General features: G+C 62.7%; 17 protein-coding genes. 12 read left to right on the top strand and 5 right to left on the bottom strand.

Annotated elements, in window-relative coordinates; all coding sequences use genetic code 11:
* Positions 1 to 25: 25 nt before the first annotated feature.
* From lptB to ACIQUS_RS05310, 5 genes are read right to left on the bottom strand one after another with little or no spacing between them, the layout of a single operon-like run.
* Positions 26 to 751: an LPS export ABC transporter ATP-binding protein gene (gene lptB / locus ACIQUS_RS05330; RefSeq protein WP_285861590.1), complete on the bottom strand. Its 726-nt coding sequence runs from the start codon at positions 749 to 751 to the stop codon at positions 26 to 28.
* Positions 752 to 1,279, bottom strand: coding sequence for a lipopolysaccharide transport periplasmic protein LptA (lptA, locus tag ACIQUS_RS05325; protein WP_403043810.1), 528 nt, complete (start codon positions 1,277 to 1,279; stop codon positions 752 to 754).
* A complete protein-coding gene (gene lptC / locus ACIQUS_RS05320; protein WP_403043807.1) occupies positions 1,266 to 1,838 on the bottom strand; it encodes an LPS export ABC transporter periplasmic protein LptC in 573 nt (190 codons plus the stop codon). Before lptC ends, lptA begins: the two co-directional genes overlap by 14 nt.
* 8 nt (positions 1,839 to 1,846) lie before the next feature.
* On the bottom strand, positions 1,847 to 2,371 hold the full coding sequence (locus tag ACIQUS_RS05315) for a KdsC family phosphatase (protein ID WP_403043805.1): 525 nt from the start codon (positions 2,369 to 2,371) through the stop codon (positions 1,847 to 1,849).
* Entirely contained in the window at positions 2,371 to 3,345 is a 975-nt protein-coding gene (locus tag ACIQUS_RS05310) for a KpsF/GutQ family sugar-phosphate isomerase (protein ID WP_403043803.1), read from the bottom strand. Before ACIQUS_RS05310 ends, ACIQUS_RS05315 begins: the two co-directional genes overlap by 1 nt.
* 244 nt (positions 3,346 to 3,589) lie before the next feature.
* Between ACIQUS_RS05310 and ACIQUS_RS05305 the strand changes: the two genes are divergently transcribed.
* The 12 genes from ACIQUS_RS05305 to ACIQUS_RS05250 all read left to right on the top strand — a co-directional run bounded on the left by ACIQUS_RS05305 (position 3,590) and on the right by ACIQUS_RS05250 (position 13,601).
* Entirely contained in the window at positions 3,590 to 4,399 is an 810-nt protein-coding gene (locus ACIQUS_RS05305; protein ID WP_133217056.1) for an ATP-binding cassette domain-containing protein, read from the top strand.
* A complete protein-coding gene (mlaE, locus tag ACIQUS_RS05300) occupies positions 4,399 to 5,196 on the top strand; it encodes a lipid asymmetry maintenance ABC transporter permease subunit MlaE (RefSeq protein ID WP_403043801.1) in 798 nt (265 codons plus the stop codon). The genes ACIQUS_RS05305 and mlaE overlap by 1 nt, the downstream gene beginning before the upstream one ends.
* Positions 5,196 to 5,663 (top strand): outer membrane lipid asymmetry maintenance protein MlaD, encoded by a 468-nt coding sequence (gene mlaD, locus ACIQUS_RS05295; RefSeq protein WP_010223376.1) that lies wholly within the window; start codon positions 5,196 to 5,198, stop codon positions 5,661 to 5,663. Before mlaE ends, mlaD begins: the two co-directional genes overlap by 1 nt.
* 9 nt (positions 5,664 to 5,672) lie before the next feature.
* The gene (locus tag ACIQUS_RS05290) at positions 5,673 to 6,323 is read left to right on the top strand and encodes a phospholipid-binding protein MlaC (protein ID WP_403043797.1); all 651 of its coding nucleotides are present in this window, start codon (positions 5,673 to 5,675) and stop codon (positions 6,321 to 6,323) included.
* Positions 6,320 to 6,622, top strand: a complete 303-nt coding sequence (locus tag ACIQUS_RS05285) for a lipid asymmetry maintenance protein MlaB (protein WP_403043795.1) — start codon at positions 6,320 to 6,322, stop codon at positions 6,620 to 6,622. The genes ACIQUS_RS05290 and ACIQUS_RS05285 overlap by 4 nt, the downstream gene beginning before the upstream one ends.
* Before the next feature lie 118 nt (positions 6,623 to 6,740).
* Entirely contained in the window at positions 6,741 to 6,980 is a 240-nt protein-coding gene (locus ACIQUS_RS05280; RefSeq protein WP_403043793.1) for a BolA family protein, read from the top strand.
* Positions 6,981 to 7,004: 24 nt separating this feature from the next.
* Positions 7,005 to 8,270: a UDP-N-acetylglucosamine 1-carboxyvinyltransferase gene (gene murA, locus ACIQUS_RS05275; protein ID WP_285861580.1), complete on the top strand. Its 1,266-nt coding sequence runs from the start codon at positions 7,005 to 7,007 to the stop codon at positions 8,268 to 8,270.
* 104 nt (positions 8,271 to 8,374) lie between these two features.
* The gene (gene hisG / locus ACIQUS_RS05270; protein WP_403043789.1) at positions 8,375 to 9,010 is read left to right on the top strand and encodes an ATP phosphoribosyltransferase; all 636 of its coding nucleotides are present in this window, start codon (positions 8,375 to 8,377) and stop codon (positions 9,008 to 9,010) included.
* A 126-nt stretch (positions 9,011 to 9,136) separates the two neighbouring features.
* Positions 9,137 to 10,462: a histidinol dehydrogenase gene (gene hisD, locus ACIQUS_RS05265; protein ID WP_403043787.1), complete on the top strand. Its 1,326-nt coding sequence runs from the start codon at positions 9,137 to 9,139 to the stop codon at positions 10,460 to 10,462.
* 2 nt (positions 10,463 to 10,464) lie between these two features.
* Positions 10,465 to 11,511 (top strand): histidinol-phosphate transaminase, encoded by a 1,047-nt coding sequence (gene hisC, locus ACIQUS_RS05260; protein ID WP_403043784.1) that lies wholly within the window; start codon positions 10,465 to 10,467, stop codon positions 11,509 to 11,511.
* Positions 11,512 to 11,651: 140 nt separating this feature from the next.
* The gene (locus ACIQUS_RS05255; RefSeq protein ID WP_403043781.1) at positions 11,652 to 12,302 is read left to right on the top strand and encodes a FadR/GntR family transcriptional regulator; all 651 of its coding nucleotides are present in this window, start codon (positions 11,652 to 11,654) and stop codon (positions 12,300 to 12,302) included.
* Between the two features lie 15 nt (positions 12,303 to 12,317).
* Complete coding sequence (locus tag ACIQUS_RS05250) at positions 12,318 to 13,601, top strand: CynX/NimT family MFS transporter (protein WP_403043778.1); 1,284 nt, start codon at positions 12,318 to 12,320, stop codon at positions 13,599 to 13,601.
* Positions 13,602 to 13,633: the final 32 nt, after the last annotated feature.

Here is a 13,633-nt window from a genome sequence, read left to right as displayed (position 1 = left end):
CGGCAAACGCCGTGTCGCTTCGAACTTACAAGCGGAACTCGTGGCCCAGGTACACCTCTTTCACCAGGTCGTTGGCCAGGATGGTCTCTGCATCGCCTTCAGCGATCAGTTGGCCATCGTTGACGATGTAGGCGGTTTCGCAGATATCCAGGGTCTCACGGACGTTGTGGTCGGTGATCAGCACGCCAATGCCCTTGGCCTTGAGGTGGTGGATGATCTGCTTGATGTCGCCGACCGAGATCGGGTCGACACCGGCAAAGGGTTCGTCGAGCAGGATGAATTTCGGCGCGGTTGCCAGGGCGCGGGCGATTTCGACGCGGCGGCGTTCACCACCGGACAGGCTCATGCCGAGGTTGTCGCGAATGTGGCTGATGTGAAATTCCTGCAGCAGGCTTTCCAGTTCCTTGCGTCGACCGGCGGCATCGAGGTCCTTGCGGGTCTCGAGGATCCCCAGGATGTTGTCGGCCACCGACAGCTTGCGAAAGATCGAGGCTTCCTGGGGCAGGTAGCCAATGCCGGCACGGGCGCGGCCGTGCATCGGCTGGTGGCTGACATCCAGGTCGTCGATCAGGACGCGGCCCTGGTCGGCCTGGACCAGGCCGACGATCATGTAGAAACAGGTGGTCTTGCCGGCGCCGTTGGGGCCGAGCAGGCCGACGATCTGGCCGCTGTCGATGGACAGGCTGACGTCGCGAACCACTTGTCGGCTCTTGTAACTCTTGGCCAGGTGCTGGGCTTTGAGGGTCGCCATTTACTCGGCCTTCTTCTTGGGCTGGATCACCATGTCGATGCGCTGACGCGGCGTGGCCACGTTGCTGCCACCCCGACCGGCGGTCGCCACCTGGGTCTTGGTGTTGTAGACGATCTTCTCGCCTTCGGTGGTGTTGCCTTCGTTCTCGACCTTGGCGCGGTCGGTGAGAATCACCAGTTCTTTCTGCGCCTGGTACTGGATGGTCACGGCCCAGCCCTTCATCTTGTCCGGCTTGGCGGCGCTCTGTTGCTGTTCGAAGTAGGCGAGGTTACCCACCGAGGTCACCACGTCGATGTCGCCGCTGGCAGCGCGGGTGATGGTCACGGTGTTGCCTTTGATCATCATCGAGCCCTGGGTGATGATCACATCGCCCTTGTAGGTGGCGACGCCTTGCTTGTCATCCAGGTGCGCATCGTCGGCCTGGATGCGGATAGGCTGGTCACGGTCAGTCGGCAGGGCCCAGGCGCTCGCGCTTCCCAGTGCTGTGCTCAGGCTGAGCAAAAAGGGGAGGGTTTTAACGAGCCTCATACTGTCCTCTTACGTTGGACAACAGGTCCATCCTGCCGTCTTTCAAATACGCCTTCATTCCCTTGCCCGTAGTCACGCCACCGGCGCCGTCGATTTTAACGGCTTGCTCGGTTTGCGCATATTGCTTCTGCGGGAACACCGTCATGCGGGTGGTGGTAATGATGGTAGTGCGGTTTTTTTCATCGGTGCGGGCTACCCGTACCGAGTCGATCAATTCCACCTCGCTGCCGTCCGGGTTGACTTCGCCCTTGTCGCTTTGCACGTGCCAGGGGTAGGTCGTGCCGCGGTACAGTTGCAGGTCAGGCTTGGTCAGCAGGGTGATTTCGCTGGTCTTGAGGTGTTCGACCTTGTCGGCGGTCATCTCGTACTGCAGCTTGCCATCGGGCAGGAACTGCACGCTGTGGGCGTTGGTGGCGTAGTAGTCGATGGCATTTTCGTCGACACGGGCAACCGGCTTGTCGAGGAAGCTTTCAGGGCCGATGTTCCAGTAGCCGACTGCCACCAACAAGGCGGCAATCACGCTGAACAACGCAATGGTGCGGATTTTTTTACTGAACATGTATCGCTCTACAGGTAGTGGGCGTTTGCCGCATCGAGATTGCCCTGGGCTTGCAGGATCAGCTCGCAGAACTCGCGGGCTGCGCCTTCGCCGCCACGGGCCATGGTGACCCCGTGGGCATGCTCGCGGACAAAGGCTGCGGCATTGGCCACGGCCATTCCCAGGCCGACCCGGCGGATCACCGGCAGGTCGGGCAGGTCGTCGCCCAGATAGGCGACCTGTTCATAGCTTAGGTTGAGCTGGCCAAGAAGCTCGTCCAGGACCACCAATTTATCTTCGCGCCCCTGGTACAGGTGGGGGATGCCGAGGTTCTTCGCCCGGCGTTCGACCACCGGGGTCTTGCGACCGCTGATGATCGCCGTGGTCACGCCCGAAGCCATGAGCATCTTGATGCCCTGGCCGTCGAGGGTGTTGAAGGTCTTGAACTCGCTGCCGTCTTCGAGGAAGTACAGGCGACCGTCGGTCAGTACGCCGTCCACATCGAACACGGCAAGCTTGATGGCCTTGGCGCGTTGCATCAACTGCTCACTCATTACATCACCCCGGCGCGCAGCAGGTCGTGCATGTTCAGGGCACCGACCGGGCGCTCGTTCTTGTCGATCACCACCAGGGCGTTGATCTTGTGGTCTTCCATGATTTTCAGCGCCTCGGCGGCAAGCATGTCGGGGCGGGCGGTCTTGCCGTGGGCGGTCATGACCTCTTCGATACGGGTGGTGTGCACGTCGATATTGCGGTCGAGGCTGCGGCGCAGGTCGCCGTCGGTGAAGATCCCGGCCAGGCGTCCGTCGGCCTCGAGGACCACGGTCATGCCCAAACCTTTGCGAGACATTTCAAGAAGAGCGTCCTTGAGCAGGGTGCCGCGGCTTACCTGTGGCAACTCGGTGCCTGCGTGCATGACATTCTCGACCTTGAGCAGCAAGCGCCGCCCGAGCGCGCCACCGGGGTGCGAGAAGGCGAAGTCTTCGGCCGTGAACCCGCGGGCCTCGAGCAGGGCGATGGCCAGGGCGTCGCCCAGCACCAGGGCCGCAGTGGTCGAGGACGTAGGCGCCAGGTTCAATGGGCAGGCTTCCTGCTCGACCCGTGCATCCAGGTTGACCTCGGCGGCCTTGGCCAGCGGCGAATCGGGGTTGCCGGTCAGGCTGATCAGCTGGATGCCCAGGCGTTTGATCAGCGGCAGCAGGGTAACGATCTCGGCGGTGGAGCCGGAGTTGGACAGGGCCAGGATCACATCGTCACGGGTGATCATGCCCATGTCGCCGTGGCTCGCCTCTGCCGGGTGGACGAAAAATGACGGCGTTCCAGTGCTGGCCAGGGTGGCGGCGAGTTTTTTGCCGATGTGCCCCGATTTGCCCATTCCGACCACGACGACCCGGCCCTTGCTGGCCAGGATCAGTTCGCAGGCTTTGACGAAATCGGCGTCGATGTGGGCCAGCAGGCCTTCTACCGCCTTGACTTCAAGGTCGATAGTGCGCCGTGCGGATTGGATCAGCTCGCTGGATTGGCTCATGTCGGAAACGGCTTGGCTGATGAAAAGGCGCCGATTATAGCGACAATGCGCAAAACCCTCACCTTGTGATTGTCATACGGTCGTCTATCTAGCTTAACCATAGCTGAATGATCGTGGCGGCGGCCTTGGGGCACCGCTATCAGCGGTGATATAGTTTGCCGCCTGTTCGGTCCGCTCGGGGCGGGCGTGTCTCCATGAAGGGGGCGCGCGTCTGAGTGAGAAGGCCGTATCGCAAGGAGTCTAGATGAGCGTTGATAACGCCTACGCGGTCGAATTGAAGGGGGTTACCTTCAAGCGCGGTTCGCGCAGCATTTTCAATAATGTCGATATACGCATTCCCCGTGGCAAGGTCACCGGCATCATGGGACCCTCCGGATGCGGCAAGACCACATTGCTGCGCCTGATGGGCGCGCAGTTGCGCCCAGCCAGCGGCGAAGTCTGGGTCGCCGGGCAGAATCTGCCCGCGCTGTCGCGTAGCGACCTGTTCGATGCGCGCAAGCAGATGGGTGTGCTGTTCCAGAGCGGTGCGCTGTTCACCGACCTCGATGTGTTCGAGAATGTGGCATTCCCGCTGCGGGTGCATACCCAGCTGTCCGACGAGATGATCCGTGACATCGTGCTGATGAAGCTGCAGGCCGTCGGGCTTCGCGGTGCCATCGAGCTGATGCCCGACGAACTCTCCGGCGGCATGAAGCGCCGTGTCGCCCTGGCCCGTGCCATTGCCCTGGATCCGCAGATCCTCATGTACGACGAGCCCTTCGTAGGCCAGGACCCGATCGCCATGGGCGTTCTGGTGCGCCTGATCCGCCTGCTCAACGACGCCCTGGGGATTACCAGCATCGTGGTGTCCCACGACCTGGCCGAAACGGCCAGTATTGCCGACTACATCTATGTGGTCGGTGATGGCCAGGTGCTGGGCCAGGGGACGCCGGACGAGCTGATGGGCTCGGATAACCCGCGCATTCGCCAATTCATGAAAGGTGATCCGGACGGTCCGGTGCCGTTTCACTTTCCTGCGCCGGATTACCGCGCCGATCTTCTGGGGAAGCGTTGATGCGCAGAAAATCCTTGCTCGAACGTATCCGTCGCTTTGGCCGAACGGCCATCGACGTGCTGGCCGTGTTCGGTCGTTCCTTTCTGTTCCTGCTGCATTCACTGGTCGGTCGCAGTGGCACCGGTGGCGGGTTCCAGCTGCTGGTCCGCCAGCTTTACTCGGTCGGCGTGCTGTCGCTGGCGATCATCGTGGTGTCGGGTGTGTTCATCGGCATGGTGCTGGCCCTGCAGGGTTTCAACATCCTGACCAAATACGGGTCGGAGCAGGCGGTCGGGCAGATGGTCGCGTTGACCCTGCTGCGCGAACTGGGCCCGGTGGTGACCGCGTTGCTGTTCGCCGGGCGTGCAGGTTCCGCGCTGACCGCCGAGATCGGCAACATGAAGTCCACCGAGCAGCTGTCCAGTCTGGAAATGATCGGTGTCGATCCACTCAAGTACATTGTTGCCCCGCGCCTGTGGGCCGGCTTCATTTCCTTGCCGTTGCTGGCGCTGATCTTCAGCGTGGTCGGTATCTGGGGCGGTTCCTGGGTTGCCGTGGACTGGCTTGGGGTCTATGAGGGCTCGTTCTGGGCCAACATGCAGAACAGTGTTTCCTTTACCGACGATGTGCTCAACGGGGTGATCAAAAGCCTGGTGTTTGCCTTCGTCGTGACCTGGATTGCCGTATTCCAGGGTTATGACTGCGAGCCCACCTCAGAAGGGATCAGTCGTGCCACCACCAAGACCGTGGTCTATGCCTCATTGGCAGTCCTGGGTCTGGACTTTATTCTGACCGCCTTGATGTTTGGAGATTTCTGATGCAAAACCGCACCCTGGAAATCGGTGTCGGCCTGTTCCTCCTGGCCGGGATCCTGGCGCTGATACTGCTGGCCCTGCGTGTCAGCGGCCTGTCGGCGAGCCCGAGCAGCGACACATATAAACTTTATGCAAATTTCGACAATATCGCCGGTTTGACGGTCAGAGCTAAAGTGACCATGGCCGGTGTAACCATCGGCAAGGTCACGGCCATCGATCTGGATCGTGACACCTTCACCGGTCGAGTGACGTTGCAGCTGGAAAAACGCGTAGACAACCTGCCTGTTGACTCCACTGCCTCTATCCTCACCGCGGGGTTGCTCGGCGAGAAGTACATCGGTATCAGCGTGGGCGGAGAAGATGCGGTGCTCAAGGATGGTGCGACCATTCACGACACCCAGTCGGCGCTGGTGCTGGAAGATCTGATTGGCAAGTTCCTGCTCAATACCGTTGGCAAAGAAGCTAAATAAGGAGTTTCCATGATTTCTATCCTGCGACGCGGCTTGCTGGTGTTGTTGGCAACGCTGCCGTTGATGGCGGGCGCAGCCACCCAGTCGCCCAAAGAAGTGATCCAGGGCACCACCAACCAGTTGCTGGCCGACCTGAAGGCCAACAAGGAGCAATACAAGTCGAACCCGAGTGCGTTCTATGATGCGCTCAATGCCAACCTCGGCCCGGTGGTGGACGCGGACGGCATTTCGAAAAGCATCATGACCGTCAAGTACTCGCGCAATGCGACGCCTGAGCAGCTGCAGCGCTTCCAGGAGAACTTCAAGCGCAGCCTGATGCAGTTCTATGGCAACGCCTTGCTCGAGTACAACAACCAGGGCATCACGGTCGGCGCCGAGAAAAAGGACGGTGATGACCGTGCCAGCGTCGACATGACGGTCAAGGGCAACAACGGCGCCATCTACCCGGTTTCCTACACCATGACCAAGCTGGGCGGTGAGTGGAAAGTGCGCAACGTGATCGTCAACGGCATCAACATCGGCAAGCTGTTCCGTGATCAGTTCGCCGACGCCATGCAGCGTAACGGCAACAACCTGGACAAGACCATCGACGGCTGGGCCGGCGAAGTGGCCAAGGCCAAGGAAACCGCCGAAGACGCGAGCGGGAACAAAGCGCAATGACCGACAGCAGCATCACCCTCGGCGAGGACGGTGTGCTGAGCCTCGGCGGCGTCCTGGACTACCGCACCGGTCCCGCCCTGCGCAAGCAGGGCCAGGCCTTGATCGCGGCCAGCAGCTACGCGGCGCTGGTGCTGGACTGCTCGAAGGTCGAGAAGTCCAGTAGTGTCGGCCTGTCCTTGTTGCTGGCGTTCATGCGCGACGCCAAGGCCGGTGGCAAGGCCGTGCAAGTGCGCGCCATGCCGCAGGACATGCGTGAAATCGCCGAGGTTTATGACCTCGACGAGGTACTGGCGGAGTAATGACCGCCGGTCGACGACGAGCCCCTCTGTCAGAGTCCTCGTTTACGGGGTTCGCAGGCGAGGGGCTTTTTTGTATCATGGCCGACCCGCGCGCACAGGGCGCCGATTGAGGTTGAGCATGCAGGCCGTAGAAGTTAAGAACTTCCTTGAAGAAAAGTTGCCGGGAACCCGGGTCGAAGTTGAAGGCGAAGGCTGCAACTTCCAGTTGAACGTGATCAGCGACGAGTTGGCGGGCCTGAGCCCGGTCAAGCGTCAGCAGCAGATCTATGCTCATCTTAATCCGTGGATCACCGATGGCAGCATCCATGCGGTAACCATGAAATTTTTCAGCAGCGCAGCCTGGGCTGAGCGCAACTGAGCCTAAATTGGCGGCGAGACACAAATGGACAAACTGATTATTACTGGCGGCGCTCGTCTTGACGGCGAAATCCGCATTTCCGGTGCCAAGAACGCGGCCCTGCCGATCCTGGCAGCCACCCTGCTGTGCGATGGCCCGGTCACCGTCGGCAACCTGCCGCACCTGCACGATATCACCACCATGATCGAGCTGTTCGGTCGCATGGGCATCGAGCCTGTGATCGACGAGAAGCTCTCGGTCGAAATCGATCCACGTACCATCAAGACCCTGGTCGCGCCGTATGAGCTGGTGAAGACCATGCGTGCCTCGATCCTGGTGCTGGGCCCCATGGTCGCCCGCTTCGGCGAGGCTGAAGTGGCCCTGCCTGGCGGTTGCGCCATCGGCTCGCGTCCGGTCGACCTGCACATCCGCGGCCTGGAAGCCATGGGCGCGAAGATCGAGGTCGAAGGTGGCTACATCAAGGCCAAGTCGCCTGAAGGCGGCCTGCGTGGCGCGCACTTCTTCTTCGACACCGTCAGCGTGACCGGTACCGAGAACATCATGATGGCCGCTGCCCTGGCCAAGGGCCGCAGCGTGCTGCAGAACGCCGCGCGCGAGCCTGAAGTGGTCGACCTGGCCAACTTCCTGATCGCCATGGGTGCCAAGATCCAGGGCGCCGGTACCGACACCATCACCATCGATGGCGTCGAGCGCCTGGGTTCGGCCACCTACCGGGTCATGCCCGACCGTATCGAGACCGGCACCTACCTGGTCGCCGCTGCCGTTACCGGTGGCCGCGTCAAGGTCAAGGACACCGATCCGACCATCCTCGAAGCCGTCCTCGAGAAGCTCAAGGAAGCCGGCGCCGAAGTCACCACCGGTGAAGACTGGATCGAGTTGGACATGCACGGCAAGCGGCCAAAGGCCGTCAACCTGCGTACCGCTCCGTACCCGGCATTCCCGACCGACATGCAGGCGCAGTTCATCTCCCTGAACGCCATTGCCGAAGGTACTGGCGCGGTGATCGAAACGATCTTCGAAAACCGCTTCATGCACGTGTACGAAATGCACCGCATGGGCGCGCAGATCCAGGTCGAAGGCAACACCGCCATCGTCACCGGCACCAAGACCCTCAAGGGCGCGCCAGTCATGGCTACCGACCTGCGGGCTTCGGCCAGCCTGGTACTCTCGGCCCTGGTGGCCGAAGGCGATACCCTGATCGATCGCATCTACCACATCGACCGTGGTTACGAGTGCATCGAAGAAAAACTGCAGATGCTGGGCGCCAAGATCCGCCGCGTACCGGGCTAGTCTGCCAATGGCGCAGGGACGCGCCAGCCAGTTGCTGCACCGAATTGAATGCGGTCGGGCCCAGGGCCCGGCCGGCTGTAGCCGCATAAGGACCGACGTTTCCCATGTTGACCATCGCGCTATCCAAGGGTCGAATTCTCGACGACACCCTGCCGCTGCTGGCAGAGGCCGGTATCGTCCCGACCGAAAACCCGGACAAGAGCCGCAAGCTGATCATTCCGACGACCCAGGACGACGTTCGCCTGCTGATCGTGCGGGCTACCGACGTGCCGACCTATGTCGAGCATGGCGCTGCCGATCTGGGCGTGGCCGGCAAGGACGTGCTGATGGAGTACGGCGGCCAGGGCCTGTATGAGCCCCTGGACCTGAAGATTGCCCAGTGCAAGCTGATGACCGCTGGCGCCGTCGGTGCCGCCGAGCCCAAGGGCCGTTTGCGGGTGGCGACCAAGTTCGTCAACGTTGCCAAGCGTTACTACGCCGAACAAGGCCGTCAGGTCGACATCATCAAGCTGTACGGCTCGATGGAGCTGGCGCCGCTGATTGGCCTGGCCGACAAGATCATCGACGTCGTCGATACCGGCAACACCTTGCGTGCCAATGGCCTGGAACCCCAGGAACTGATTGCCACCATCAGCTCCCGGCTGGTGGTCAACAAGGCTTCGATGAAGATGCAGCATGCCCGCATCCAGAGCCTGATCGACACCCTGCGCCAGGCTGTCGAATCGCGACACCGCGGCTGACCTCTGCGCGCGACCTTCGCTGTCGCGCCCGTCTATCCGCGTCATAGCCACTTTTCTCGGGTGCCCGCGCGGATGGACTGGTAGCTTAGGGCGCCTGAGCATTCGCCATTTATTGAGGCCCTCGCTATGACCACGTCCACTGCAATTGCCCGACTCAATGCCGCCGACCCGGATTTCGCCCGACATCTGGATCATCTGCTGAGCTGGGAAAGCGTGTCTGACGACGCGGTCAACCAGCGGGTGCTGGACATCATCAAGGCCGTGCGCGAGCGCGGCGATGCCGCCCTGGTGGAATTCACCCAGCGTTTCGACGGCGTTCAAGCCGGTTCCATCGACGACCTGATCCTGGGCCGCGAGCGCCTGGAACTGGCCCTGACCCGTATCACCGCGGAGCAGCGCCAGGCCCTGGAAACCGCTGCCAACCGCGTGCGCATCTACCACGAGCGGCAAAAGCAGGACTCCTGGAGCTACACCGAGGCCGACGGCACGGTGCTGGGCCAGAAAGTGACCCCGCTGGACCGTGCTGGCCTTTACGTGCCGGGCGGCAAAGCGTCTTACCCCTCGTCGGTGTTGATGAATGCCATCCCGGCCAAGGTCGCGGGTGTCGGCGAAGTGGTCATGGTCGTGCCGACCCCGCGTGGGGAAGTCAATGAACTGGTCCTGGCGGCGGCCTGCATCGCCGGCGTCGACCGGGTCTTCACCGTCGGTGGCGCCCAGGCGGTTGCGGCCCTGGCCTATGGCACCGAAAGCGTGCCGCAGGTGGACAAGATCGTCGGCCCGGGCAACATCTACGTGGCCACTGCCAAGCGCCATGTGTTCGGCCAGGTCGGTATCGACATGATTGCCGGCCCTTCCGAAATCCTCGTGGTCTGTGACGGCCAGACCGATCCGGACTGGATCGCCATGGATCTGTTCTCCCAGGCCGAGCACGACGAAGACGCCCAGGCCATCCTGGTAAGCCCCGACGCCGCCTTCCTGGACAAGGTTGCCGCCAGTATCGACAAGCTGCTGCCGACCATGGAGCGCGCCGAAATCATCAAGACCTCGATCAACGGCCGTGGTGCGCTGATCCAGGTGCGCGACATGCAACAGGCCATGGACGTGGCCAACCGTATTGCCCCTGAGCACCTGGAACTGTCGGTGGCCGACCCACAGGCCTGGCTGCCGCAAATCCGCCATGCCGGCGCGATCTTCATGGGCCGCCACACCAGCGAAGCGCTGGGCGACTACTGCGCCGGTCCCAACCACGTCTTGCCGACGTCCGGCACCGCGCGTTTCTCGTCGCCTCTGGGGGTGTATGACTTCCAGAAGCGTTCGTCGATCATCTTCTGCTCCGAGCAGGGCGCCTCACAGCTCGGCCAGACCGCTTCGGTGCTGGCGCGTGGCGAATCGCTGACCGCTCACGCCCGCAGCGCCGAATACCGCATCCTTGCCGACAAGAAGGGGAACTGAACATGAGCAAATTCTGGAGCCCCTTCGTCAAGGACCTGGTGCCCTACGTCCCGGGTGAGCAGCCGAAGCTGGCCAGGCTGGTCAAGCTCAACACCAACGAGAACCCCTACGGCCCATCGCCCAAGGCGCTGGAAGCCATGCGCGGCGAACTGAGCGACAACCTGCGCCTGTACCCGGACCCCAACAGCGACCTGCTCAAGCAGGCGGTGGCGGACTACTACGGGGTCAAGGGCAACCAGGTGTTCCTCGGCAACGGTTCCGACGAAGTGCTGGCACACATTTTCCACGGTCTGTTCCAGCACGGTGCACCGCTGCTGTTCCCGGACATCAGCTACAGCTTCTATCCGGTCTACTGTGGCCTGTACGGCATTCCGTTCGAGCCGGTGGCACTGGACGAGCAATTCCAGATCCGCGTCGAGGATTACGCCAGGCCCAATGGCGGCATCATCTTCCCCAACCCCAACGCGCCCACCGGTTGCCTGCTGGCGCTGGAGGCCATTGAGCAGATGCTCAAGGCCAACCCGGAGTCGGTGGTGGTGGTCGACGAAGCCTATATCGATTTCGGCGGGCAGACAGCCATCAGCCTGGTCGACCGCTATGACAACCTGCTGGTTACCCAGACCCTGTCCAAGTCGCGCTCGCTGGCTGGGCTGCGGGTAGGCCTGGCAGTCGGCCATCCGGACCTGATCGAGGCCCTGGAGCGGATCAAGAACAGCTTCAACTCCTATCCCCTCGATCGCATGGCGATCGTCGGGGCAGCGGCGGCGTTCGAGGACCGTGCCTACTTCGACGAAACCTGCCGCAAGGTCATCGAAAGTCGCGAGCATCTGGTGAGCGAGCTCACTGCCCGTGGATTCGAGGTGCTGCCTTCGGCCGCCAACTTCATCTTCGCCCGTCATCCGCAGCAGGATGCCGGCGAGCTGGCCGCCAGGCTGCGCGAGCAAGGGGTGATCGTGCGTCACTTCAAGCAGGCGCGGATTGCCCAGTTCCTGCGCATCACCATCGGCACACCGGAGCAGAATCAAGCGTTGCTTGATGCGTTGAGCTGACGCGGGCTACCCAATCGCCGGCTATGCCGGCTCCCACAGGGGTGTCATGAACCTTGTGGGAGCCGGCGTAGCCGGCGATTGCATTTGTGCAACCTATGGCGTTAACCTTGCCACTTAAATTCATCCGATGATTGGATGTCATGACCGTACTCATCAAACGCTCCCTGGTCGAACAAGCCGTCGACCAACTGCGCCAACGCATCGCCACGGGCGCCTGGGCCGTCGGCCAGCGCCTGCCCACCGAACCTGAACTGGCCACTGAACTGGGCATCAGCCGCAACACCGTGCGTGAGGCCATGCGGGTGCTGGCCTTCAGCGGCCTGGTCGAAGTCCGCCAGGGCGACGGCAGCTACCTGCGCACGGCGGTCGATCCACTGCAGGCGATGCAGGCGCTGTCGCGCTGCAGCCCGGAGCAGGCCCGGGAAACCCGGCACATCCTTGAAGCCGAGGCCATCGGCCTGGCGGCGGTGCGCCGCACCGATGCAGACCTGCGAGCCCTGCGCGAAGCGCTTGAACACAGCAGCGCGCATTTTCACGATGACCTTGAGCGTTACATCGGTTGCGACCTTGTTTTTCACCAGCGTCTGGTCGATGCCGCGCACAACCCGGCCCTGAGCGAGCTGTACCGGTACTTTTCCGGAGTGGTGGCGGCGACCTTGCACCACAACCTGTCCCACGCGCCGCGATGCCAGTCGGTCTTCGACCTGCACGGGCAGATTCTCGACGCCATAGAACAACGCGATCCGGACAAGGCCAAGGCCCTGAGCCGGACCCTGATCAACGAATCCTGACCTTGCGAGACTGCCATGGCCCGTGACACTGCCCCGAACGCTGCCCCGGCTCAGGGGGCCGAGCTTGAAGAACTGCTGATCGATGCCGAAGCCGACGACGAACAGGTACAGACGCAGCCCTTACTGCTCCAGCGGCCCTGGTTGCTATTGCTCGGTCTGGTGCTGGTGGCGCTCAACCTGCGTCCGGCGTTGTCGAGCATGGCGCCGCTGCTCAGCCAGGTTTCCGACAGCCTTGGCCTGAGTGCGTCCCAGGCCGGCCTGCTGACCACCTTGCCGGTGCTCTGCCTGGGCCTCTTTGCGCCGCTGGCGCCGGTGCTGGCGCGACGCTTTGGCAGCGAGCGGGTGATCCTCGGCATCCTGCTGACCCTGGCGGCCGGCATTGCCGTGCGCAGCGCCTTCGGTGCTACGGGGCTGTTCCTCGGCAGCATCATGGCTGGGGCCAGTATCGGTGTGATCGGCGTGCTGTTGCCGGGTATCGTCAAGCGTGATTTCCCGCAACATGCCGGCACACTCACCGGGGTCTACACCATGGCCCTGTGCCTGGGGGCAGCCATGGCGGCCGGCGCCACGGTACCGCTGAGTCAGCACCTGGGTGACAGCTGGTCGCTGGGCCTGGGCTTCTGGCTGGTCCCGGCGCTGCTGGCGGTGCTGGTCTGGTTGCCCCAGGCGCGCCAGGGGCATGGTGCGCACCATGTGGCCTATCGGGTGCGCGGCCTGTTGCGCGACCCGTTGGCCTGGCAGGTGACCCTGTACATGGGGCTGCAGTCTTCGCTGGCTTACATCGTCTTCGGCTGGTTGCCGTCGATCCTGATCGGTCGCGGCCTGACCCCGACCCAGGCGGGCCTGGTACTGTCCGGTTCGGTGATCGTGCAACTTGTCAGCTCCCTCGCGGCGCCGTGGCTGGCGACGCGTGGCAAGGATCAGCGCCTGGCGATCGTGCTGGTCATGCTGCTGGCCCTGGCCGGTTTGTTCGGCTGCCTGTACGCACCGCTGGAAGGTTTGTGGGGCTGGGCAATTGTCCTGGGCCTGGGGCAGGGCGGTACCTTCGCCCTGGCGCTGACGCTGATCGTGCTGCGCTCCAGGGACGCCCACGTGGCGGCCAACCTGTCGAGCATGGCCCAGGGCGTGGGTTACACCCTGGCGTCCATGGGGCCGTTCGCGGTTGGCCTGGTGCATGACCTGACCGGTGGTTGGAGTGCGGTGGGCTGGATCTTTGCCGTGCTGGGTATTGGCGCCATCGGCTTTGGCCTAAAGGCCGGACGCAACCTGCAAGTGCAAGTGGTCAGCGAGCGAGTTTGACGCTATCGCGGGGCAAGCCCGCTCCCACAGCT

Origin of the sequence: Pseudomonas sp. NPDC090755 (assembly GCF_044769005.1) — a bacterium.
In the GTDB taxonomy this organism is placed as follows: domain Bacteria; phylum Pseudomonadota; class Gammaproteobacteria; order Pseudomonadales; family Pseudomonadaceae; genus Aquipseudomonas.
The sequence above is the reverse complement of the archived record's forward strand: the minus strand, read 5'-3'. Positions and strand labels throughout refer to the sequence as shown.